This is a genomic window from Providencia sp. wls1922, from assembly GCF_009706505.1.
Lineage (GTDB): Bacteria > Pseudomonadota > Gammaproteobacteria > Enterobacterales > Enterobacteriaceae > Providencia > Providencia lanzhouensis.
On record NZ_WLUG01000108.1, the window covers coordinates 96947 to 121930 of the forward strand.

The 24984-nt window shown below is 42.4% G+C and carries 22 protein-coding genes; 20 read left to right on the forward strand and 2 right to left on the reverse strand.

Annotated elements, in window-relative coordinates; translation table 11 throughout:
- The first annotated feature begins 169 nt into the window (after positions 1-169).
- From GKR71_RS15605 to GKR71_RS15695, 19 genes are all read left to right on the forward strand, one after another.
- On the forward strand, positions 170-985 hold the full coding sequence (locus tag GKR71_RS15605) for an AraC family transcriptional regulator (RefSeq protein WP_036949931.1): 816 nt from the start codon (positions 170-172) through the stop codon (positions 983-985).
- Complete coding sequence (sctC, locus tag GKR71_RS15610) at positions 975-2675, forward strand: type III secretion system outer membrane ring subunit SctC (protein ID WP_108478664.1); 1701 nt, start codon at positions 975-977, stop codon at positions 2673-2675. The genes GKR71_RS15605 and sctC overlap by 11 nt, the downstream gene beginning before the upstream one ends.
- Positions 2666-3793 carry a type III secretion system gatekeeper subunit SctW gene (gene sctW, locus GKR71_RS15615; protein ID WP_036949938.1) on the forward strand — a complete coding sequence of 376 codons (1128 nt, stop codon included), beginning with the start codon at positions 2666-2668 and terminating at the stop codon, positions 3791-3793. Before sctC ends, sctW begins: the two co-directional genes overlap by 10 nt.
- 23 nt (positions 3794-3816) lie before the next feature.
- Positions 3817-5883, forward strand: a complete 2067-nt coding sequence (locus tag GKR71_RS15620; RefSeq protein WP_036949941.1) for an EscV/YscV/HrcV family type III secretion system export apparatus protein — start codon at positions 3817-3819, stop codon at positions 5881-5883.
- An 11-nt stretch (positions 5884-5894) separates the two neighbouring features.
- The gene (locus GKR71_RS15625) at positions 5895-6299 is read left to right on the forward strand and encodes a type III secretion system protein (protein ID WP_036949943.1); all 405 of its coding nucleotides are present in this window, start codon (positions 5895-5897) and stop codon (positions 6297-6299) included.
- A 6-nt stretch (positions 6300-6305) separates the two neighbouring features.
- Positions 6306-7598: a type III secretion system ATPase SctN gene (gene sctN / locus GKR71_RS15630; RefSeq protein WP_108478767.1), complete on the forward strand. Its 1293-nt coding sequence runs from the start codon at positions 6306-6308 to the stop codon at positions 7596-7598.
- Positions 7598-8053, forward strand: coding sequence for a hypothetical protein (locus tag GKR71_RS15635; RefSeq protein WP_036949946.1), 456 nt, complete (start codon positions 7598-7600; stop codon positions 8051-8053). Before sctN ends, GKR71_RS15635 begins: the two co-directional genes overlap by 1 nt.
- The gene (locus GKR71_RS15640) at positions 8025-9293 is read left to right on the forward strand and encodes a SpaN/EivJ family type III secretion system needle length determinant (RefSeq protein ID WP_154634536.1); all 1269 of its coding nucleotides are present in this window, start codon (positions 8025-8027) and stop codon (positions 9291-9293) included. Before GKR71_RS15635 ends, GKR71_RS15640 begins: the two co-directional genes overlap by 29 nt.
- The gene (locus GKR71_RS15645; RefSeq protein ID WP_036949950.1) at positions 9293-10222 is read left to right on the forward strand and encodes a FliM/FliN family flagellar motor switch protein; all 930 of its coding nucleotides are present in this window, start codon (positions 9293-9295) and stop codon (positions 10220-10222) included. The genes GKR71_RS15640 and GKR71_RS15645 overlap by 1 nt, the downstream gene beginning before the upstream one ends.
- Positions 10223-10224: 2 nt before the next feature.
- Positions 10225-10890: an EscR/YscR/HrcR family type III secretion system export apparatus protein gene (locus GKR71_RS15650; RefSeq protein ID WP_036949952.1), complete on the forward strand. Its 666-nt coding sequence runs from the start codon at positions 10225-10227 to the stop codon at positions 10888-10890.
- Between the two features lie 16 nt (positions 10891-10906).
- On the forward strand, positions 10907-11179 hold the full coding sequence (sctS, locus tag GKR71_RS15655; RefSeq protein WP_036949954.1) for a type III secretion system export apparatus subunit SctS: 273 nt from the start codon (positions 10907-10909) through the stop codon (positions 11177-11179).
- Complete coding sequence (sctT, locus tag GKR71_RS15660) at positions 11176-11970, forward strand: type III secretion system export apparatus subunit SctT (RefSeq protein ID WP_036949956.1); 795 nt, start codon at positions 11176-11178, stop codon at positions 11968-11970. Before sctS ends, sctT begins: the two co-directional genes overlap by 4 nt.
- 32 nt (positions 11971-12002) lie before the next feature.
- A complete protein-coding gene (locus GKR71_RS15665) occupies positions 12003-13076 on the forward strand; it encodes an EscU/YscU/HrcU family type III secretion system export apparatus switch protein (RefSeq protein ID WP_154634537.1) in 1074 nt (357 codons plus the stop codon).
- A 128-nt stretch (positions 13077-13204) separates the two neighbouring features.
- Positions 13205-13738 carry a type III secretion system translocator chaperone SicA gene (sicA, locus tag GKR71_RS15670; protein WP_051422582.1) on the forward strand — a complete coding sequence of 178 codons (534 nt, stop codon included), beginning with the start codon at positions 13205-13207 and terminating at the stop codon, positions 13736-13738.
- 13 nt (positions 13739-13751) lie between these two features.
- Positions 13752-15896: a type III secretion system translocon subunit SctE gene (gene sctE / locus GKR71_RS15675; RefSeq protein ID WP_154634538.1), complete on the forward strand. Its 2145-nt coding sequence runs from the start codon at positions 13752-13754 to the stop codon at positions 15894-15896.
- Between the two features lie 18 nt (positions 15897-15914).
- The gene (locus GKR71_RS15680; RefSeq protein ID WP_036949958.1) at positions 15915-17231 is read left to right on the forward strand and encodes an IpaC/SipC family type III secretion system effector; all 1317 of its coding nucleotides are present in this window, start codon (positions 15915-15917) and stop codon (positions 17229-17231) included.
- 5 nt (positions 17232-17236) lie between these two features.
- Positions 17237-18235 (forward strand): hypothetical protein, encoded by a 999-nt coding sequence (locus tag GKR71_RS15685; RefSeq protein ID WP_154599852.1) that lies wholly within the window; start codon positions 17237-17239, stop codon positions 18233-18235.
- Between the two features lie 54 nt (positions 18236-18289).
- The gene (locus GKR71_RS15690) at positions 18290-19996 is read left to right on the forward strand and encodes a hypothetical protein (protein WP_154609574.1); all 1707 of its coding nucleotides are present in this window, start codon (positions 18290-18292) and stop codon (positions 19994-19996) included.
- A 9-nt stretch (positions 19997-20005) separates the two neighbouring features.
- Positions 20006-20266, forward strand: coding sequence for an acyl carrier protein (locus GKR71_RS15695; RefSeq protein ID WP_036949962.1), 261 nt, complete (start codon positions 20006-20008; stop codon positions 20264-20266).
- 65 nt (positions 20267-20331) lie between these two features.
- On the opposite strand, the gene GKR71_RS15700 is transcribed toward GKR71_RS15695, so the two are convergent.
- On the reverse strand, positions 20332-21267 hold the full coding sequence (locus GKR71_RS15700) for an alpha/beta hydrolase (protein ID WP_154634539.1): 936 nt from the start codon (positions 21265-21267) through the stop codon (positions 20332-20334).
- A 15-nt stretch (positions 21268-21282) separates the two neighbouring features.
- A complete protein-coding gene (locus GKR71_RS15705; RefSeq protein WP_154634540.1) occupies positions 21283-23334 on the reverse strand; it encodes a TonB-dependent receptor domain-containing protein in 2052 nt (683 codons plus the stop codon).
- Between the two features lie 476 nt (positions 23335-23810).
- Here GKR71_RS15705 and emrA point away from each other — a divergent pair, with 476 nt between their 5' ends.
- On the forward strand, positions 23811-24983 hold the full coding sequence (gene emrA / locus GKR71_RS15710) for a multidrug efflux MFS transporter periplasmic adaptor subunit EmrA (RefSeq protein WP_036949966.1): 1173 nt from the start codon (positions 23811-23813) through the stop codon (positions 24981-24983).
- Position 24984: the final 1 nt, after the last annotated feature.

A 24984-nucleotide genomic window follows, 5' to 3' on the forward strand; every position in this document is an offset into this window, starting at 1 on the left:
TCAGCATTTAAATATAAGAACATAATATAGTCAGCTGAATTTATCTTATTCATTCACACCCTTTATTTTTATAGTTAATTCCAAACTATTCCAGAGTATTCATTTGTTTTTTTATATTTAATCAATGAACCTATATCAAGTAAAAATCAATGGATAAGGTCTATTTATAATGTCGAATGAAGATATTGCTAAATTATTGGCGAGTAGAAATAGTTGCTTTTCTTTACAAGACGTATTGGTCTTGTCAATACCAAAAGAAACTATAACCTCAATAGAAACTGTAACCACAGTAAAAGCGAAAGCGACGCTTTGTTATAAATCTCGGTATACAAATTTAAATATTAAAGTACAAGAACCCGCTATCTTTGTTTGCGGTTTGGATGAATTAACGATTGAAGATAAAGCCTTATGGGATATCTATACAATGGAATTATCTGAACTCGTTGAAACGCTGGCTATTATTGATACTGCAATGGGGCAATCCTTTCTTGCAAAAAAAGCCACCAGAGAGAGTGATGAAAACCAACTAGGTGAATTCATTCTATTTGACGATGAAATATCAGCACCTGTTTTAATTAAAAATATCGTAATTGATTTGATCATTAAAAAGCAGCCGTTATTTGATGATTGGTGTGATGTATTAAGACGCTATGAAGCGTATGGAATGATGCGCTTTTTAATTTCAGCCGCTCAGCAAGACAAAAACGCCAATATTAATCAACTGTGTGCCCGTTACGGCATTTCCGCTTCTTATTTTAGACAACTCTACCGAGAAAACTTTAATAAAACCGCTAAACGCAAAATTATGGGCGTACGTATGGGGGCGGCCATTTTGCAATTAATTGAAAGTGAAAGTTCTATTTTAGATGTTGGGTTAGAAGCAGGTTACTGCTCCGCCTCTCACTTCACGAATGATTTGAAAAAAGAATTGGGATTAACCCCATCAGAAATAAGGCACCTTGGAGCAACGTTATATGAACAGTAAAAAATTAATGGCGGTTTTTATCTCGCTGTTTTTACTGAGTGTAAATATCAATACCGCGCAATCAGAAATGATGATTGCAGAGCCGGTAACACAAGAAAGAAGTGCAGACACGTTTGTCGCGAATAATATCGCGGTAGGCAAAGTGTTTGATGCTGTAGCGGAACAAATTAACAAGCCGATTATTTTAAGTAAATTGGCATCCCAGAAAAAAGTGACGGGAAATTTTAACCTCGCGAATGCCGATGAAATGTTTAAAGCCTTAACGCGTCGTATCGCGTTAGTCTGGTATGACGATGGTGCAGGCATTTATGTCTATGATAATAGTGAAATGCGTAGTCTGATTATTCCAACTCATAAAGTCAGTAGCCAGCAAGTTCTCAGCTATATTCAACGTAATGGCATCTATGATGCGCGTTTTCCTGTTCGTTCCCAAGGTGGCGACACGATGTTATTTGTGTCGGGACCGCCGCTCTATGTTGAGTTGATTAAAGGTGCCGCGTTGTATCTTGGCGAGCAACGCAAACAAGAAGAAAAAACCAGTGGTAATGTTGCGGTACTCCCGCTGAAGCATGCCTCTGTAAGCGATCGAAGTTACTCATTACGTGGCCAATCGATCACGGTTCCCGGCATGTTATCGGTGATCAGTTCCCTGTTTAAAAATGGGGGCAGTAGCGTCGAAGAAACCCTCGAAATTTTACCTGCAAAGCTCAATACCGATGGGGATGAAATTGATGCCTTGATGGATGCACCCATTGGTGGCGCTCGTCCTGAAAATCGCCAAGTCACCGTCAAACGTGGTGGCGCATCAAATAGTAGCTTTTCTCTGGTTGCCCATCCTGACAGCAACAGCCTGATTGTGAAAGGTAGCCCTGAGCAGATCCGTTACGTCCGCGATTTGGTTAAAACATTAGATAACCGCCGCCGCCAAGTGGAGCTTTCTTTGTGGATCATCGATATCACGCGTTCTGAGTTAGATAACTTAGGGGTCAATTGGGAAGTCGGTTCTTTTAACGTAGGCGGTGGCTCTGTTTCTTTCAATCGAAGCACTTTACCCGATAGCAGCAAGTTTTTAGTACAAATTGATGCGCTAAGCAAAAATGGTAATAGCCAAATTGTCTCGCGTCCGGTGCTACTGACCCAAGAAAACGTTCCTGCGCTGTTTGATAACAACACCAGTTTCTACGCCAAGCTACAAGGTGAACGTACCGCAACTCTCGAATCTGTCACTTACGGCACGATGATCAGCGTCATGCCGCGCATTTCAGCCGGCCAAAGTGTTGAAATGGAAGTCAATATCGAAGACGGTGCAGAGAACCGTGATAGCAGCGGTAAAACGTCCAGCGTTGAAGGGCTTCCGACGGTTAACCGTACCAGCATTAATACCGTGGCACGTATCGCCAAAGATAGCAGTTTATTAATCGGTGGTTATACCCGCGACCAATATATTGAAAATGAAAGCAAAATTCCTCTTCTTGGTGATATTCCTTGGGTGGGTGGCTTATTCCGCCATAGTTCGACCAATCAACAAAAAATGGTGCGCATCTTTTTAATCCAGCCGCGTTTATTGGATGAAAACGAAGTGTGGGATGGGAGACAATTTTCCGAGAAAGCCCGTATTACACAAAAAGATAGCCAACTGCATGGAACTGTACAGTTTCTCCAGCAATACATGAGGGATTCATGGCAATAACCCCGCTGAGCTATAGCAATCGCACGCTACTGAACGCACAAGATAAGAGTCGTACAGCCACGAAAAGCAGTGATGACTCCGATGAAGCTGCGCGTGGTGCGGGGGTGATTGACAGTTCCAGCGAATACGCTTCGATGGCGATGTTGGCCGCGAGCCATGTTCGTCGAGGCGGTTCGAAAAAAGGGCAAGAAGAGGAGTGGATGCGCTTTGCTGAGCGCATCTTAGAAAACAATGCGGACGAAAAAGTGCTGAAGATTGAAGGAATACTCAATCGTCAGTTGATGACACCTCAGCAGCTACGCGCCTTTTTATTGCAGTTTTTCTCTGATCCTAGCGATTTACTGATGGTGCTTGCCGCGCTTATCAACCGTAAAAAACTCAAGCAGGAGCAGATTGATCATTTACAAGAGTTAGAGCGGTTACTGCTAACGGAAGATACCAACCGTACGGCGCAGGCAGGGGCAAACATCGCGCTAATTGCCAAAGCGTTTGCCCAAACTCTGCGTGAAAGTGCTGGGAACTTACGCACCTTATACCGCGAATTTATCGGTTATGACGGTCCAGTGGTCTATTTATACGAACAGTGGGTAGAAGAAATGGAACTGATTCAACGGGAAAACATGATGCGTTATCTCGCAAGGGCCTTGGCGTGTGACTTACAAGCACTGCCGCTGGGAGACCTCAATATCAGTGAGTTTGGCAGCTTCTTTACACGAATTGGTCGTCTGCGTGAATTGCAGTCACTAGACCGCACATTTAGTCAGCAATTTCTCCAATCGGGTCTGTTTCGCCAGCAAGCGAGCTTGTCACAAAAACAGTTGTCACAAAACCTCTTGCCGCAGAGCCAATTGGAGAAGGTGCTAAGCCAATTATTTACCAGTGGGATCCGTAGCCAAGAAAGTTTCAATGACAAGCTGGTGAATTTTATTCAGGAACAATTAAGTGCCATGACCACGGATCTACGTGCTCGCTTTGTTCAGCTTCTGATTATTGCGTTTTCAATTATCCCAGTTGCCATTTTTTACTCATTGGAAGCGCGTGATGAATTACTCGACCAATTAAAAATACAGATGGATCAACTGTTGGCGCAAGAGCAGCGCTTACGTCGACAACCCTAATTTGACAGGAAATACACGATTTCATGAAAAACTTAACCGGATTTTTATTGCAGATCCGTAATCGCCCTGAGCTGATGGTGCTAGTCATCATGGTGATGGTTATTGCGATGCTGATTATTCCGTTACCTACCGTCTTGGTCGATTTATTGATTGCACTGAACATTATGATTTCGGTGCTGATCTTTATGAGCTCGTTTTATATTACGCGCGTTCTTAACTTCCAATCCTTCCCGTCTATTTTGCTGATTAGCACGCTGTTTAGATTGGCGCTCTCTATTAGTACCAGCCGACTTATTCTGCTTGAAGCAGATGCTGGCGACATTATCGATACCTTCGGTGAGTTCGTTATTCAGGACAACTTAGTGGTAGGAATGGTGGTATTCGCCATCGTGACGATCGTGCAATTTATTGTTATCACTAAAGGTTCAGAACGTATTGCTGAAGTGGCAGCTCGCTTCTCCTTGGATGCGATGCCCGGAAAACAGATGAGCATCGATGCGGATTTACGCGCCGGGGTTATCGATGAAGCGACCGTGAAAATTAAACGTGGCGAACTGGAAAAAGAGAGCCAATTATTCGGTTCTTTTGACGGTGCGATGAAGTTCATCAAAGGGGATGCCATTGCCGGTATCGTGATTATTTTCGTCAACTTAATCGGCGGAATATCCGTGGGTACGGCTCAGCAAGGCATGGATCTCTCCACGGCATTAAATACCTTCACGTTATTAACCATCGGTGATGGGTTGGTCGCACAAATTCCAGCGCTTCTTATCTCTATCAGTGCGGGCTTTATTGTGACCCGCGTGGGTGGCAATGATAAAAACTTGGGTGAAAACATTGTTTCTGAACTTTTTGACAATGATTTCACCATCCTGATCACCGCATTTATCGTGCTATTCATGGGGTTTTTACCCGGATTTCCAACCGCCATTTTCTTATTCCTTGCGGCATTGCTGATGGGGTTATTTGCCACTCGCTATTTTAAAAAGCGTAAAGCACAGCGAAAAGAGCAGCAATTGGGTGAGGAAAATCTGCAAACCGAAGCCACTGAAGGGGAAACTCAGCGCGCGAATGATGATTTCGACGATGAGTATATTCCTGAAACTTTACCCGTCATTATCTCGGTTAATCAGCAATATAAGCAGCATCTAGAAGATAATAATTTTCTATCTCGCATGAAAAAAGATGTGTTTATTCGTTATGGATATCGCATTCCAGATATTGCCATTAACTATTCGCCTATCGTGCCAGAAAACAAAATTGTGGTGCTAATAAACGAAGTAAAAGCGGGTGAATACGATGTCTATTTTCATGGTCAACGCTTACTAACAGCGAATGATGAGCTGGAATACCTTGGTATGGAACTCATCAAATATACCGATGAATATGGTTCAGTCAGCACCTGGTTTGACAACCAATACAGCGAAAACGTCGAGCAACTCGGTCTATTAGTGCGCGATGACGTAACGGAAATGATTGATTGCGTTAGTACGCTGCTTTTACGCCACATCAATGAATTCTTCGGGATCCAAGAAACTAAAAATTTACTGGATGATCTTGAAAGAAAGTACCCCGAATTACTGAAAGAATGCTATCGCCACGCCACCGTACAAAAAGTCACGGAAGTTTTTCAACGTTTATTAATGGAAAAAATTTCGGTGCGCAATATGAAGCTAATTATTGAAACCTTAGTGCAATGGGTACCCAAAGAGAAAGACAGCATGATGCTGGTAGAGCACATTCGCAGCTCAATGGCGCGTTATATCTCATCCCGTTTCTCGGTGGAAGGGCGTTTGAATGTCTTAATGGTGAATGCCGAACTGGAAGACACCATTCGCCAAGGTATCCGTCAATCATCTGGTGGCGTTTATTTGCATTTAGAACCTGAAAAAAGCAATGAGCTTATTCAGGCTGCTGAATTGGCATTAGAAAACAGTTACTTATCTGTTAGAGATGTCAATGTACTGGTACCTGTGGATATCCGCCGGTTTGTGAAAAAAATCTTAGAAGGTCGTTTCCCTGAACTTGAGGTGCTCTCATTTAATGAGGTTTCCGAAATGGTGAAGGTCAACGTTATTAAAACGATATAAGGAATACGTAAATGAAATACCGTTTTGTCGAAAAATTGAATGAATTTTTAAATGCCATGGGGCGCAGTGATTTAGTGAATCCGCAGCTTGATTGCCATTCCAATATTCAACTCGAAATGAGTGATGTACCTGCGATTAATATTGATTTGTCATCGGATGATTTAATTATTTGGTGCAGCTTAATGGAATGTAATTACAGCCGGCTCGATGCATCCCACGCTTCATTATTAAAAAGCATTTTAGAATATGTACCACGTAATTTTTATCCAGGGCAACCTGCACTCAATATTATGGAAAATAACTTGGTGCTGTCCGCGGTATTAAAGGAGACTTCATTGGATGACATGCAATTATTTGCTGATTCTTTTGAAGAATTCTTTGAACGCGTTAACGAATTGCGTCTGCAATTATCGTAATTGATGATGAAACTTTTTGACGTTTGCGCACATCCTGTGCGCATTCATGGATGCCTGATTGAAGCTCCATTGAATGGCGTATTTATTGGCGAGATCTGCTTTATTGAGCAGTCATTGGCACAGCCAAAAGTTATCGCCAAAGCGCAAGTAATAGGCTTCAAAGAAGGGCTAACTGTTTTGAGCCTCATTGGCCGTGCTCAGGGCTTCACTCGTGAAGTGGTTATTCGCCCAAGTGGCTACCCATTTGTATTCCAAATGGGGGAGCATCTTGCTGGGAATATTTTTAATGCTGCTGGGGAATTAGAAGGCGCATTAAGTCAGAAAAATAGCGAAATCACCCAGTTAAAAACCAAGCTGCAACGCATTGATAATCCTCCAGTGAGTGTGAATAAACGCCGTCCGGTGAATGAACCGATGGTCACAGGAATTCGCGCTATCGATGGATTGCTCACGTGCGGGTTAGGTCAGCGTATCGGTATTTTTGCAGCCGCGGGTAGCGGTAAAACCTCCTTAATGAACATGCTGATTAATCACGCTCACGGGGATATTCATATCGTGGCACTGATTGGTGAGCGTGGGCGAGAAGTGATTGAGTTTATTGAAGAACTCAAGCAGTCCCCCCATGCGGATAAAACCATTTTAGTGTATGCCACCTCCGACAGCCCGCCGATTGAGCGTTGTAATGCCGCCTTATTGGCGACAGCGATGGCGGAATATTTCCGCGATTTAGGAAAACAGGTTTTATTGTATGTCGATTCGATGACCCGTTATGCAAGGGCGTTGCGCGATGTGGCTCTTGCGGCAGGAGAGCTTCCTGCACGTCGTGGTTATCCTGCCTCTGTTTTCGAGCAACTTCCGTTATTACTCGAACGTCCAGGGCGCGTAAAACAGGGTTCTATTACTGCGTTTTACACCGTGTTATTAGAAAGCGAGGAAGAAGCCGATCCTATCGGAGATGAAATTCGCTCTATTTTGGATGGACACATTTATCTCAGTCATAAACTTGCGGGGCGAGGACATTACCCTGCGATTGATATTTTGCACAGTATTAGCCGTGTTTTTCAGAAGGTAACAACGCCAGAACATCGCCAATTTGCTGTCGATATTCGTGAAAATTTATCTCGCTTAGAGCAGATCAAGCTGTACCTCGAATTAGGGGAATACCAGCGAGGTGAAAGCCAAGAAAATGACCGTGCTTTAGATAAACAGCAGGATATCAATCATTTCTTACAACAAAACATGGATGAGTCAGAGGGCTTTGAGGAAATGTTAGCCCAATTACACCATTTGGCATCCTGATGATTAATCAATTATTAGCGTTGACTGAAAAGCGTCTCGAAAGAGTGCAGTTAGAGCAAAGCAAGCTGAAAATCGCCATTTTGCAGTTGCAGCAACAGCGCCAAGATATCCACCAACGGATCGCCATATTAACTCTACAAGTTGGGGTGTATGAAAAATCTGAAGAATTAACCCAAATGGATTTTTGGGAACGTCAACGGCAAAAAGCCGTGGTTTTATCAGAAATCGCCCAATGTGAATTTCAGATAGAAAACATCAACGCTGAATTATCTAAGTACCATTTATTGAAGCAGCAAATGACTGAACGGACGTTCATTTTGCGTAATAAGTGCGAGAAATTCCGAAAATATCTCAAGCAACAACGTAGGGCGCGGTGGTTAAAATTAGAGCGTCAGCAACAAAATGAAATCGAGGAGCTGTTTGTTCATGTCGACAATAAAATCACTGCCCAGTGACAATACATTTAATTCCGTAATGGAAGCTAAAAGTTCATCACTTGGTTTTAATCATCAAAAATATAACCAGCAAAAACCGGGTTTTCAAAATCAGGGCAGTCAGCAGCATTCAGTCAAAAAAGCGGCTCAGGATATTGTTCAAAAAAAACTGACTCAAGTGACCGGTAATAATAAAAAGCCTAAAAAACCAGTAGAGGAGTTGGCAGTACCCGTTCTGTTGAACTTACCGACTCAAATCCAGCATATGCACTCTGGCGTGAAAGTGGCATTTCTCTCTGCAGAATATGGCTCAGATAAAAACAACAGCGAAGCGAACCATTCACTAAGTGCACAACCTGATGACTTATTAGGGCAAGCGGTGAGTGAAGATGATATTCCTCAGATTACGTTTAACGCCAATGTTGAGGTGGTATCGATTGGTCAATTAACTAACGCGAAGACCGTTAAAACAAAAACTATAGAACAAAAAGCGGCTCGCTTTTTGTCAGATAACCCGACAAGTGTCAAGCAGACCCAATGGATGAGCATCCCATTAGCGCAGCAGACTGAAGTTGTGGATATCGCGGTATTGAAATCACCTTTGCGTGATGGTCAATCAAGTTTAGTGAGTGAAACTCACTCTGTGACTGAGCCTGTTATGCAAGCTCAGCATGATTTTGAGGGGCAGAATGCCTCTGCGAGTCACGAAAGCCGACCTGTGCCAAATGAGCGTCCTGTACCAAATGAGCGCCCGGCACCGCAACATTTTCCTGATATGAAAAGCTTCAATATTGAAAAATCAGAAGTGATTCAACCGGATGAAATGGATATTACCAAAAACATTTTAACGCAAGTGCGTGCAGAGATGGGGGAAAAGCCACTGGCGGTGACGCCTCAAATTTCTACTTTTCAAACCTCGGCTTCTCAAACTTCAACACACACACAGCAAGCCTCTTCAATGGTAAACAAAGTCGCTGAATTGATGGCAGCTTCCGAAGTTGAAAGTTTCAAAACGGTGCCTTCTCGCACACTGAGTTACACCTTTAGCCAATGGCAAAATGCACCAACGGTCTCTTTTGCTTTAGCGAGTACCAACAAAGATCAGGTGGTGGCATCAACGCAAAGCGATGAGGTTCAGCAGGCTTTGCAAGACAACCAGCATTTATGGACAGGTGAACAAAAAATGGTAATCCGACGTGAAGAGCAGGAAGGTCAACAGCGTCAACGGCAGCAACAGCATCAGCAAGATGAGGAGTCCTAATGCTAAACATTCATCGAATTAGCCACCGAGAAAAGCAGGTGAGAGAGTGGCAGCAGCGTTTTCAATGGGACTTAGACATGCATATTCCCAAAGTTGGAGAGCGCTATTTTCAAGTCACTCTACACAGTAAAAAGCAGAAAACTCAAGTGCTGGTGAATGCTGAAGAGTGGTGCCGTCACCGCTGGCCTAAGTTGGCTCATTACGCATGGAATCTTTTAGATACCAAAAGCTTATGCAAAGTTTTTACTTATGAAAATACCGGAAAGGCGTTTTTCTCCGAGCAATTCCGTTGTCATGGCGTCGAGATTATTGATGATGAACAGCTCCTACAACCAAGGTTCACGGTGAAAGAAAAGAAACTTGGCATTGTGCTGTTAGCTGAGCCTATTGAAGGGCTAATCGAGCGTAAGGCGCAAAACGGGATAGCCGAGCAGCTTAAGCTGCAAGCCGACTGGATTTTAGGTTATAGCCATATCAGTCGCAAAATTTTGCAGTCTATCGCGCTTGGCGATGTGCTGCGTATTCAGCAATTACAATTAGATATGACCGTTGCAGGGCGTGTATTGGCCCATTTTCAAAAACAACAAGAAGGCATTTTTATGATTGAGCAGTTAATGACAGCGGATGACGAACAGATAGATTCTGCGGTGGAAGAGGAGTTTGTTGATGAAACTGTTCGTCCTTTTAATTTGCACGACCTCACGGTCAAACTGACCTTTGTATTGGGTCATTCAGACATCAGTGTAGAGGAATTGGATTCACTCCAGCCGGGAGCAATCTACTCAATTGGTGAAAATAAAGAACGTGAAGTGAAGGTGTATGCCAACAAGCAACTGATCGCAGAAGGCGAGCTGACCTATATTGGTGATAGTGACGAATTAGGCTTAGAAATTAAGCGATTGGTAAGCTTAGGCGATAAAAGGTTATAAGCATGCCAACGGTTCCGAATGAAATACCTTTATTAGTCCTTATCGCCTTTTCCACACTGCTACCTTTTATTATTGCAGCGGGAACTTGCTATCTAAAAATCTCGATTGTGCTGATTATGGTGCGCAATGCGATGGGCGTACAACAAGTCCCTTCGACGATGGCACTTAATGGTATCGCCTTATTACTGTCTATTTTTGTGATGATGCCTGTGCTGCAAGATGTGAACAATTACATGCGCCACGAAAGCGTGGATTTTAGCAATGTGGAATCCATCGACAACTTCGTTGATAACGGACTAGGGCGTTATAAAGATTACTTAGTGAAATATTCCGATCCTCAATTAGTGAATTTCTTCGAGTCTATTCAGCAGGGTAAAACGGAAGCCGAGGTACAAGAAGAGCAAGCGGCGCCAACGCTATTTTCATTACTGCCAGCCTACGCATTGAGTGAAATTAAATCCGCGTTTGAAATTGGTTTTTATATCTATTTACCGTTTGTGGTTATCGACTTGGTGATCTCAAGCATTCTGTTGGCACTCGGTATGATGATGATGAGTCCCGTGACTATCTCAGTGCCAGTGAAATTGATTTTGTTTGTGGCAATTGATGGATGGTCACTGATTTCGAAAGGGCTGGTGATGCAGTATTTCGAACTCGCACAGCATTGACGTAAGGGAATAGAAAATGGATTCAATCATTTATGTCAGTAATAAAGCGATGTTGTTGATCGTCATATTGTCAGCGATTCCTGTGATTGTGGCGACGGTCGTGGGGTTGTTAGTCGGGCTTTTACAAACCGTGACCCAACTTCAGGAACAGACATTACCTTTTGGTATCAAGCTATTAGCCGTATTTGGTTCCTTGTTTATGATTTCAGGTTGGCTGGCGGATAAAGTGATGAATTACGCTATTGAAGTCATGACCACCGCTCTGCCTGCGATAGGGTTATTTGGATGAACCAGGAGATGCTCTCATTAGCGTCGTCCTTGTATTTTAATTTCCAACAAGGGCTAGTGAAGATTGCGTTTGCATGGTTGCGCATTGCCCCTGTGATGTTCTTCCTGCCTTTTTTGAGTAATAAATTACTCAATGGTGGGATCATTAAAAACTGTGTCGTTGCGTATTTGGCGTTAGGAATGTGGCCTTATCTTACCGCTCGCGAAATAAATTGGGATGAAATCAGCCTCAGTGAGGTTTTCATTTACGAAATCAGTATTGGCATTGTATTGGCGCTAATTTTAGGGCTGCCATTTATGATTGCCAATGTTATCGGCGAGTTGATAGATACCCAGCGGGGAGAAACCATTAGTAGTATTGTAGACCCTGCGAGTGGTACAGAAGCCTCTGAATTAGCAGTATTTATCAGTTATATCGTGTGTATGGTGTTTTTGGCGCAAGGGGGCATGTACCAACTCGCCAACGTATTTGCGCAAAGCTACCAATTATTGCCCTTTGCTCATGGGTTTACGTCATTCAATAGTTTACCGTTAGGGGAATGGATAAATAAGGCAGTAGTGAACGGAGTGATATTAACGGCACCGATTATTGTGACACTCTTTATTTCGGAAGTAGCGCTCGGGTTATATTCCCGTTTTTGTCCGCAATTAAACGCATTTTCATTGTCTTTGGCAATTAAGTCGATTATTGCTTTTATTGTATTTTTACTTTATTTCCAAAATGAAGTTCCAGATATTTTGGTCAATATGATTTCGATATCGCCATTAAAAACTATTTTTTATTCACCTTAATGATTATTGATACGGAATTATGAGGCTGTGCTATGGCTGAAAAAACAGAAAAGCCTACCGACAAAAAAATAAAAGACTCTGCCAAAAAAGGACAAAGTTATAAAAGTAAGGACACCATAGCAGCAATTGTTTTAGTCACTGGTGCATTTGTTATTGGCGGAATGTCCAGTTTATATGAACTGGGTGGGTTAATGAAAAAATTATTATTAAACCCACATGATATTCATATCGATAATTTACTTTGGCAATTCTCAAAAATATTTTTGAGCATAGTGGTACCTATTTTGATTGCCTGTTTTTTGTCAGGCACCATTATTTCATTATTGCAGAGTCGGTTTAGATTAGCGACCGAGGCAATCAAACTCGATTTTACAAAATTAAACCCAATTGCCGGATTTAAAAAAATATTCTCTTTAAATTCGCTTAAAGAGCTGATTAAAGCCATTTTGTACTTATTGGTCTTTAGTGTTTCCGCTGCCACTTTTTTTGTGGTGTGGCGGCACGAAATTTTCATGTTATATCGAACCACGATAAATGGCATGACTACACAGTGGGTAACTCTTTGTATTATCTTTGTATTTGTCTTTCTTGCAGTGGCGCTCATTATTGTTTTGGTGGATGCAATTGCAGAGTTTTTCTTATTTATTAAAAACCTAAAAATGGAAAAACAGGAAGTCAAAAAAGAGTACAAAGATAATGAAGGTGATCCCCACATTAAAAGCGCACGTAAAGAGCTACACCAAGAAATATTATCAGAGGAAGTGAAGTCAAATATTAAAAACTCGACATTCGTTATGGCAAACCCGACACACATTGCCATGTTAATTTACTATGACTCGAATGTCGCACCACTGCCTTTCTTAATGTTAAAAACTCGCGGGGTACAAGCGAAAGCCGTTATTAAATATGCAGAGCAACAGAATGTACCTGTAGTACGAGATATTATTTTGGCTCGTCAAATATGGCGAAATTATAAAAAGAACAGCTTTATTGATGAAAATGGATTACAGGATGTTATGCAAATAATTACTTGGCTGATCCGCGTGGAATTAGAGAAATTAGGAATAGATGTTGATGAAGCATTGGAAAAGTTAATTTCATCATAAATTTATGACGCTATGAATTAATTATTCATACATTGAATCGTTTTTTATAAGAAATGAGAAATTTGATTAATTATGATGCAACAGAGCAGTTTGCATCATATATCACGTATTAATAACGAGGTGACTATATGAACCACACAGAAACAAGCAGTACCCAAACTAACAGCACTCAAATCGAAATGGAAGCATTACTCGACGGAATTACCACGGCACTCATGGATGGGGCAACGTATAAAGATATTCATGGTATTCCACAAACCACGATGGATGGCATTTATGCCTACGCTTATGAATTTTATCAGCAAGGCAAGTTAGAAGAAGCAGAAACCTTTTTCCGCTTTTTAAGTATTTACGATTTTTATAACACTGACTATGTCATGGGGTTAGCGGCTGTTTATCAATTAACAAAACGTTATGAGAAAGCAACGGAATTATACGCACTCGCCTTTGTTTTGGCGAAAAATGATTACCGACCATTATTCCATGCAGGGCAGTGCAATTTGATGCTGAAGAAGAGCAGTGCGGCAATCCACTGTTTTGAAAGCGTAATTGAAAACAGTCTTGATGCAGATTTACAGAAAAAATCAGAAGCTTATTTGAGTGCTTTGAAGGCAAACATCGAAAAGGCAGAGTCATCAGAGTCATCGAACTCTAATACCTAGAGAAGGAAACACCATGAGTCAAGTCACCATGCCAGGCGTAAGTCACGCTTCAGGTAATGAACGAATTAATAATATTCACACCTTCTTGCAAGGGAATAATCCTTTGGAGCTAGGTGAGGCGACTGCAAAAGCGGTATTAGCCTTAGAAGAGGCATGTGGTGAACTGATGTCTTCAGAGCAAATGAAACGTCAGCGTTCAGAGCATCTTCCAAAGCTAGTAAAGCCTAAAATGTCGGCAATGAAAATGTCACCAGAAGCTCAGCAAGCTAAAGGATTCAATGCCAATGCGGTACTGATTGAAACATTCTCAACCATCCGCCAGTTATTGCATGAAGGTAATATTAGTGAGTTAAATAACCGATTGCAGTTATTAAATATTGAGTCGGCTGCATTACGCCAAAAAGGTGCGGAGTTATTGGACTCATTTGCTGGTTCCACTGACCAGCTGAAAGACACCCATGACAAAATTGCTGAAAAAAAGGCTCAGTTAAAGCCGCTGAATCTTAAATCTAATGACCTTGTTAACCAGCGCTCGAAAAATGAGTCTTTATTCACAAGTAATGAGCAAAAGCTGGCCGAGCTAAGCACCAAGTTAGCCGAAAACCAAACAGCATTAGCCCAATTAGATTCACTCCCGAAACCTTATACCGAAGAAGTGTATCAGCGAGAGGTGATGTTGGAAGCGAACATTGCGCAATTTTCGAGTGAAATTGAGCAAGTTACCCAACAGCAAAAAACGTTAGATTCAAACATTACAGCCTTCGATAGCGAGCTCAGCGTACTCAAAAATGAGATTGACCAGCTAAATTCATCATTAGATTCATTGCTGCGCGATTCCACAAAGCTAGCGGAAATTGCGGATAAAGATCGTCAAAAATTAAATCAATTTATAGAGACTGCACCACTGCAAACGAATGTTGATGGTGAAAAATGGGAAAACACCATTGCGCTGTTAACCATGCTCACCGCGCAGCTCAAAAAAGCGATGAATGAAGATTCAATCCGCAACATGAAAGAGCAAGAAGAGGTGATGATGAAAATCAATGAAGCCTCTCGTAAAGACTCTGATAAAAAAGCCAAAGAAGCTGCCGAAGCTGAACGTAAAGCGGCAGACGCTAATAAAGCGGCATCTTGCGCCAGTAAGATTTTCAGTTATGTGATGCTCGCAGTTTCTGTGATTGCTACGGTTGCTACATTTGGTGCAGCCGCGCCTTTAACGTTGGCGGTTGCTGCGATTGGTATTGCGATGTCTGTTGCGGATATTGTCTTGGAAGAAACGGGACAAGGGAGCTTGATGCAAATGTTGGCGACGGAAATTTCCAGTGTCGTCACGGATATGCTGATCACTTTTGGCGTGCCAGAAGAGGAAGCCAAAAAGATTGGCAGCATCGTGGGAATGGTTCTGGCCGCAGTAGCATTCTTGGCAATCTCACTACTTTCTATGTCTTCATTCGTTAAAAACATCGCAAATACCGTAACCAACGTCACCAAAATGTTGGCGAAGAACGTGGGAACTTTACTGAAAAGTGCCGTGAAAGCGATGCCGAAAAGTTTTACCAATGCACTGGGCAATATGGCAACGAAAGGCGCCAAAATGGGACAGGCCGTTGCAGATAATACGGATGAAATGGTGAAACTGACAAAATTCACCAAGCTAGCCGATAAATTCGATGATGTTCAAAGCTTTGCTAAGGCGACGGATCAATCTTCGGACTATGTTTCCCTTGGTGGGCAAATGGTGAAAGTGAGTGATACAACAAAACTTGCGAAAGCCGCTGATAAGCTTGATGACGTAAAAGATATTGGTAAAACAGTAGAAAAAGTCTCTTCTTCAGGAAAAACGCAAAGCGTCAATATGGCGCGTTTGGAAGTGGGTATGAAAGGAACCGGCGCAGGTCTTTCTGTTGCTAATGCGGCAACTTCAGGCGGGTTACGTCTAGAAGCAGCTGCTCAGATGCGTGATATGAAAGAGATGCTCGCAGGCATGATGCTCAATAATGAAAGTATCCAAATGCTGACGGAGCTCATTAATTCATTAATCAAATCTATGTCTAAAAGCCATGAGCAATTTGAGGAAATGTTCAGCGGCATGATGACCACTCTTCACCAATCAAATAACAATAAAGTCGATATGCTAAAAACGGCTCGCTTCGCTTAAATTTTGGAGAATTTTTATATGACAACTATCGCTCAATCATTAAATTTACCTGCACAGATCCAACAAAATGGCATTGGATTTTCACTGATGCCTAAAACTCAACTTTCAACAGTAAATAATGCACGCCAAGATATTCAGCTAAATGATATTTCGAGTGATTTTGCGGATAGCGCCATTGATAGACCTGCACTATCTGTACCTGCATCAATGATGACAGCAACACAAATGCAAGTGGCATTATCTGAGCTAAGCGGAGTAGAGAAAAATGCGTTATTGAATGATTTATATGGCTTTATTCGCGTCACACCAGAGCAAACGCAACAAGCAGTAGAAAAAGTCTTCGCCGCAGAAAGTAAAACACTTAATCAGGTATTGGCTAATAACCAGCAGCTGGATGAAACTGATTACAAACAAATTGCCCTTGCCATTCAAGTGATGATTGGCAGCAGTTTCTTCGATGGGTCATCGAAAAATTCGGACGTGATTGAGTTGGATAAGAAATCCACCAAGTCACTAGAAGGTGCAAAAGCTCAGCAATTTGTTGGCATCATTAGTAGCGACATCATGTTGGAACTGATTAAGCTAGTTCGTAAAGTGGTTGCAGAGCTGAATATTTCGGACCGTAGAATTAGTGCCGAATTTTTAATGCTTAACGCGAAAATGGTTGAAGCGGCAGCAGAGTCAACCATCAAAGAAGGTAAAGAGATGTTCACGGGTGCATTGACGGGGTTCTTTACTGCCTTGGCAATTAGTACAGCAGGCGCAGCTTTCCAAGCAAAATCTCTCCATCAACAGAATCAATCAATTAAAAATAACTTGGTTAAGGCGAACCAAAATGGCTCAGCAGCAGACCGCTTGAATGAGCTGAATGCAAATTCTCTGTCTTCGTCTTCAAAAAACAGTTCACTGACACTGAAAAATAAAGAGGGTGTGAGTGTGGAACTCGTTGATCAAGCAACGCCAGCACAGCAGGCACTGGCTAACCAGCGTGGTGCAGAGGCTGCACAACGTACTAATAAATTGGGGCTGTCTGAGCGCGATGAACATGAGCGTATTATGAACAAAACCCGTACAAAGATGGGGATTGCTGAGCAAGGTGGGCGCTTATCTGACAACGCAGGTCAAATGGCAACATCAGCGAATCAGGTTAATGTCAAAGCGGAAGAAGCGAATAAAATGACGCAGCAATCTGTTGCGGATGTGGCACGGAGCGTCTCTGCGGATAAAGATAAGCAAATTGATAAAAGCATGGACTTGGTTAAACAGATGAATGAGCACCTGCGCGAGATCCGTGAAGGTCAATTGCGTACCTTCCAAAGCGTGGTAAGGGGTTAAGCACGATGGAAATCATCACACAGAGACATTTAAACCCGCAATCACCAGTCAATGGATCAGCGACCAAGCATCTAGATGCTCAGGACTCTTCCCTTGTTATAGGGGAAGGGTTAGTACTAGACCCCTCTTTAGATGTCTACCAACAAGGTCTTCAATTTGCCGCACAATTGGGCTCAGAAGTGATTGAAACGCAATTTCGTGAGAGTGCTGTTTCGGGCAACCTTGATAAAGTCAAAGATCAATATCGCTCAATGATGATGGCGATGAAACATTCATCTGATCAGTTTCAACGTGCCTCTCAATTAGTTGAGGATGGTCGTAGCCATATTTCTGCAACTTTTAATTTAATTGAAGAAATTCACGGAGACTACCAGAAAAAATACGGTGAAATCGTTAAAGCATCGACGGAGTATATGCAGGATGTTAATACGGCTGTGGGCCTAATGAGTTCTTGTGTCCAGGCAGGGAAAGACGGCAAAATTAATTTTAAACCTCTCGATTTTTTACACAAATTAGAAGGTTCGGTTTCAAAATATACGGACGATAAACCCACTACTCCTAAAGATCTGGCTATGCGAGTATCTGAACCAAGTACATATTATAAATCCTGGTCTAGTAAAGACTCTCAAACAAAGCCATTTGTTACGTTTGACTACACGGAGGCAGAATTTAAATTCTGGGAAAAAAAACTCAGTGGTCAAGGATTTATTGTTAGGAAACAGGGTGAAAAAATTGAAATCTGCCCTGATTTAAAGCCTATACGTGAAATATTTAAGTCTGTTGTTGAATCATCAGCTGAGTGGGGGGGAAGTGACATCATGGCTCAGGAATTGCAGAGCCTACAAACAGCCATTGATGCCCAAAAAAATTCGGTTAATAGCAGTACTTCCCGTTTATTAGAGACTTTTCGTCAAGATAATAGTCATTTTGAAACACTAGTTCAGTTATTAATTCAATTAATTAAAGACTTAAATCAAAATAATAATAGTCTGATCAATATGTAATTTAAGTCATTTATCCTATTTAATTTTAATCATAAGTAATTATGAGGAGTTTTTATGCCTATTATTGGAAGCGCTAATTCTGAAATAAGACGTTCGTCAGATATATCATTAAATACTACATCGCTAGCGGGTAATAATCCTATCAGCTCACAAATTTCGGCTGTTAATTCGGTAGGGGATCAAAATAGTTTCCCTGGGCGTTCTATAACAAATGACCAAGTTGCGATTACCGGAGATCGTAATGAATTACACCGAGCTAATCATAATAAACAAGCTACGATTATTCATCAGATGTTAAGTGAGGCATTTCCAACAATTTCAAAGGAAATGATCTTATCGGCACTCTGTGCAGGTGCGAGTGGTAATCTGATTCAACAAGAGATTAATTATCGCCCAGAGAATAATTTAATTCTATTAACGTTATTAAAACCGGAAGAATTAAAAGCTGAAAGAGGTCTTATAGAGAGCGCCGCAAACCTAATTAAAAAACTGCATGTGATGGGTGAAAAAAACTCGCAGGCAAAACATGTACTGGGGAATGAAGAAAAAACATTCGATAAAAAAATCGAATCGGTAATCTCTGGATTGGGTCAAGATAAACTGCAAATATTAGCCCAGCGTTTTCAGCAACAGTATGTTGACCCTGCAATCAAAGAAACCCTCCTGACTTATTTCAATCAAGAGGAAATTGATAGTCGCCCGATCAACGATTTCTTAGTGAGTTCTCTGAATCATGGTTGTGAGCAACGAGCAGCGGGTGCGATTAATGAGTATCAGCAACATAAAAGCCAAGCATTTGTGGATAAAGCCTGCCAAATTCATAATCTATTTTTGGCGTTGGAGGAAAAAATTGAAACCATTCGCCCTTTAAAAGTGATTATGGATTTAGGTCAGTCCCCAGCTCAGACCCAATCTCCAACCAATGAATCACCATTAAGGGTGAGTCGTGGGGTGGGTGATGAAATTGATGCTGGTAGACCGCATTTCAGAGCCTCTCCATCAACGCCTTTAACACCGTCAACACCGTTATTGCCAAGCAGCACTAGCCATAATGAAAATATGTATAATACTTATACTACGTATAATACGACAAATAATAACTATGCCTTTCCTCATGAAACGACGAGCATCAATTCTGTTCCATCCAATGATGAAGGAAATGAAAAACCATTATTACCGACGTCATTTAAATCTGTTTTGAATATAGAATTAGCTTCACCTGTCGTTCAAACATTGGGAAGTGTGAAAACCACACTTGAAATCCCAAACATTAAGCAATACCAACCACAAGTTGCTGAAAAGTCATTTTTAGAAAGTAAGCTATTAGTAAGTGAGAAAACGGTTAAGAAAGAAACTAAGCCGGTAATTGAGCAAGAAACTCAGCCAGGCATTGAGTTAGAAACCACCGAGCAAGTTAAACAACCTCTAAAATATGTTGCGGATATTCAATGGCTATTGTCGAAAAATTCAGGTTTCCAGAATCGCTATATTCAAACGAAATCAGGCTGGAAATTGAGTAATGGATCAGAAAATGCAGCAAAACCCGTTGTCACGACAGTAGGGGGGTTAAACCGCAGCCAAGCAGATAAAGAGATTTATCAAGGGTTGCGTACAGCACCACAAACGGTACCTGCGGAGCAAATGTTTGCAGATTCTATCGCGAAAGCCGATGAGCTTTTCACGGGTACGGAGCATGGCGCTTTAAGACCAAACCAAGCGGAAGTCGAGCGGTATAACGATAACGCCAAACGTTTTCCATAAGGTAATGACATGACCACACAACAAGATATTGCGCAGCAATGGCTAGAACGCCATCTTCAGCAAATTCGTGAGTATTCAGGTATCAACAAAACCTATTCCATGGATGCAGAGCTGATTGCCGATGTGCATATCGATTCTTTAGAGCTGTTGGAATTGATTACAGCGATAGAGGAATATACTGAACAGCCATTAAAGGATGAGGTGTGGATGAAGTGGCGACGGTTACAAGATATTGTGGATTACCTCGTTAGCGCCACCATAGACAGTTAAGTTGTCTTGTCAGTTTTCATCAATAACAACTCGGTTTCGTGCTTTTGGGCAGGAAACCGAGTTTTTTATGGCTCGGATGTGGCGATTTCCAACGCTTTCTTGATGGCATCAGGAATGACGCCACCATGAGTTTTGCCCGAAAATAAGGTGAAATCACAAACCCGTTGAGGGCTGTTTATGGCTTCACACACTTCACGCGGAGAAATCCAACTTTTGCGCGTTTGATAATTCTGCTTCTGCTCATCGGTTAAACGGCTTAAATCTGGCGTCTCTTCTAACTCACCGAGAGTGATATCTAGCGGTGATGCCTTCGATGGGCGCGTTAACTTATCTAAATTCACCATTTTCCCTTCTCCCCACCACAATGATGGGCTTGCCGCGACAAAATGCTGGAAATCCGCAGGGTGGTCTTGGTATGCCATCAGGGTAAATAACCCCCCAAATGAGTGCCCAAATAAGGTTTCACGCTGGGTATCTATCGGGAACTGCTGCTCAGCCCATGGGCGAATGGTGAAGGTGAGAAACTGGTACAGAGATTCCGCACCGCCCCCGTGTTGGAATGCATCGCCAGCAACTTTCGGCGTGTAGTCGTATGTGCGTTCTTTCTTGGGAAAAGCCTCAGGGCTGGGATAGCCGATACCAATAATAATCGGTAATTTTTCAGGGGAAAATTGCTGCGCAGCCTGATTGACCGCGAGCGGGTACAGGCCGTTCCCGTCTAACATAAACAGCACGGGACGTTTTCCTGAAATATGCTGTGGAACGGCGCTGTAGATACGCAGCTCGCGCTGACCATTGCGCATGTCATGATGCTGCACCGTATATACGTCCGCCACACGCGCATCGAATTCAGGAATATTCGGGTTGGGACGCGCCCAAGTATTGCTTGCGATACACATACTTGCGATACACATCAAGAGACTCGCTATAAACCGTTTTTTTATCATTGGGATTGCCATCGAACTAAAAAGGATCAGCGGGTAATCAGCGATAAGCATCATACCCGCAATCAGGGATTAGAATGTCACGTTGACATTCGCCCAGTAACGGCGACCATCTTCAACATCCCAGTTACCGCCATTCTCAGCGTCAATCTTAGAGCCTTTCTCGTTGGCAATATTTAACACCGCAAAATTCAGCTTGGTATTTTTCAGTAGCTGATAAGTCGCGCCCACATCCATAGTGGTATAGCCTTTACGGTAACGTGGAACGGAAGAACCGTTACGCTGTGCAGCCCACACTTGCTCACCTTCGTAATGCGCACGGGTGTATAAGTTGAGGTCTGGGCTATATTGCCAATCTAACTTCGCATTGGCTAAGTGCTTCGGCGTTTTATCCAATGGGTAGCCTTTGAGGGATTCGCCACTGGTGAGTTTTTCATCATTACTTTTACGTTCTGAATCGGTGTAAGTGTAGTTCAGGCTAAGGTTCCAATCTTCGGCAAATGGAATACCTGCTGCGATTTCTACCCCTTTAATATTGGCTTCACCGACGTTGTCATAGGTGTACAGGTTTAAGCCTGTCACTGGGTCTTTATCACCGGTGTAGTAGCTGGTGAGCTTATTTTTAAAGTCAGTATTAAAGAACATCAGGCTCGCGTTGAAGCCAGATTCATGGTCATATGCGATACCAATTTCTTGGTTAAAGCTTTTTTCAGGTTTCAGGTTGTCATTACCGTAAATGATCCCTTTACCTTTTTCTGTCGAGGTTTTGTAGTTCGGGCTAATTTCACGCAGGGTTGGTGCACGGAATGCTTGCGAGACCCCACCTTTGATGGTGATTTCATCGGTTAAATGATAAATCGCATAGCCGCGTGGGTTCCAGTGGTCGCCATAGAATTCGTGGTGATCTAAACGAATGCCACCGGTTAAAATCAGGTTTTCAGTGGCAGTAAATTCATCTTCTAAGAACAGCGCGTATTGATCTGCGGTTAACGAGACATTTTCCGTGGTTTTCGCACCAGTTGCGGAGGTATCTTTCAGTTTGGCGTGTTGGTACTGAGTCCCCGCCGTTAAGATATTATCCGGCAAGAAGGCGGTGACTTTACCATCCACTACCGTGTTAGTAATTTCTGGTACGCGCGCTTCATAAGCGTAATTATACAGCCCCGTTTTTGCGTCTTTGGTTTCGGCTTTAGTCTTACGTTTGGTTTGTTCTTGATAAACACTCACTTCCGTTTGGATAACATCCCAATCGCCTTTGTAGGTCAGCGCCATATGGTTACGGTTATTGTGAGTTTCAGACTTGGTATTATCACGTTTTACACCATTGAACATGGAGTATTCCGCCAGTGATTTACCCGGTTCCGCATAGCGTTCTTGGGTGGTTCTACCCGCTTCAAATAAGAAGGTTTGATTTTCCATCGGCGTGAAGGTTAATTTCGCGGTCAGGCTTTTATTGTCCTTTTTATCATGACCATCTGGAATTTTGTCTTCTTTACGGTAATCCCCGCCACCGTACAGTTGTAAACCGAGTTTATCTTTGATCAGCGGACCAGACAGGTAGAAGTTACCGTCCATGGAATCGCCGCTTTCGCTATTTTCTTGAATAATTGCGCCCGTAGTCACGCTACCGTGCCATTCATTGGTCACTTTCTTGGTGATGATGTTAATGACGCCGCCCATGGCATCAGAGCCATGCAGGGAGGACATAGGACCACGGATCACCTCGATACGCTCGATAGCTTCAACAGGCGGCATAAAGCCCGCTTCAAAGCCGCCGCTACCATTTGGGCGAGATTCACGGCTATTTTGACGACGACCATCCACCAAGATTAAGGTGTATTCGCCGGATAACCCGCGAATATTAATATCTTGTTTATTGGCGCTTCCGACGACGCTGACACCTTCAACATCTTTGACTGCATCGGCTAAGTCGCGCACAGGTTTGTTTTGTAGCTGCTCGGCGGTAATAACGGTAACACTGGCAGGAGCATCGCGTAATTGCTGGGAATAACCCGATGCCGTAACGATCATTTTGTCTGAATTTTCTTCTGCTGTGGCGCTAAATGAAGCCAACGCTGCGCAAACACCCGCAGCGATTAAAGAGTAGTGATAGTGCGTTCTCATGTTTTTCCCTAGTAAAACTAAATGATAATGATAATCATAATGTTTGCGAATATTAACACCGATGCAGATAGAAAATAAATAATTAGCGAGCTATTTTTTGGGCAAAGTTTGATCACGGTTAACATTTTTTGCGAGGGAACTAGAGAGAGTAAAAAGCCGTACACATGGTAGAAAATGGACTAAAAAACGAGAGAATGACTTTTCTGGAGTGAAAGAAATAAATACCAATTATTATTTAACGATTCGCAATTATCTTATTTAGAATGTTTTTTATTATCTTTAAATAATTTCATCTTTTTTTGATTGCATTTGATTTTTCTAATTTAAAAACAAGATTGAAGATTGATTTAAAACAGAAAATAAAAATTAAAATGGATATTTAGTTAATATAAAACAGTTGGCTATTGCATTATCACGGTGAGTTCGTAAAGATAGGTTTATTGCTTAAATAAAGTCTATTTCCCTTGAGAGTTATTATGGAACAACCGACAAATTCAATTGAAGAACATCAAAAAACGAAACAAGAAAATAAAAGAACACTGTGGATGATCATCGCCACGGTTATTTTTGTTTTGCTGTTTGTCGCCTATGGCGTGTATTGGTTTTTGGTTCTGCGTTTTCAAGAATATACCGATGATGCCTATGTGTCGGGTTTGCAGATCCCTATCGTTGCGCAAACTACCGGAAATGTCACTCAAGTGAACTTTGAGAATACCGACTTGGTGAAAGCAGGTGATGTGCTGGTGGTATTAGATAAAACCAATGCGCAACTGGCTTATGAACAGGCCAAACATGATTTAGCGTCTACGGTGCGCAAAACTAAAGAGTTGTATATCAATGGAGATCAGTACCAAGCCCAAATCCAACAAAATCGAGTTTCGCTTGCACAAGCACAAAAAGATTATCAGCGCCGTGCCGCATTAGGTCGCAGTGGGACGATTTCAAAAGAGGACTTACAGCACTCTCAAGAAGCTGTTCAACTGGCGCAAGCGGCGCTGGATATTTCGATTCAACAATATAATGCCAACCGCGCGTTGTTGCGTAATACGGCACTGAAAAACCAGCCAGCGGTGCAACAAGCGGCTGATAGTGTGCGCAGTGCGTGGATCAATCTACAGCGGACAGAAATCAAAAGCCCGATGACGGGGTATGTTTCTCGCCGTAATGTGCAAGTGGGTTCCCAAGTTAGCCCGCAAAGCTCGTTAATGGCGATTGTGCCGGTTCAGCCTGTTTGGGTCGATGCTAACTTTAAAGAGACGCAACTTGAAAATGTGCGTATCGGTCAGCCAGTCACGATTAACAGTGACTTTTATGGTAGCAATGTAAGTTACAAAGGCACCGTAGTGGGGCTGGATATGGGGACGGGAAGTGCGTTCTCATTGCTACCTGCGCAAAATGCCACGGGGAACTGGATCAAAGTGGTGCAGCGCCTACCTGTCCGTGTGGAGTTAGACCCTGAGCAAGTGGCGAAATACCCGCTGCGCATCGGTTTATCCATGAATGTGACCATCGATATTAAAGACCAAAATGGCCCTGTGTTGTCAGAAGTTCAACGCACTACCCCTGCGTTTGAAAGTGATGTTTTGGTGCTGAAGTTAGACGATGTGGATCAGGTGATCGACACCATTATCAGCGATAACGCGGATTAGT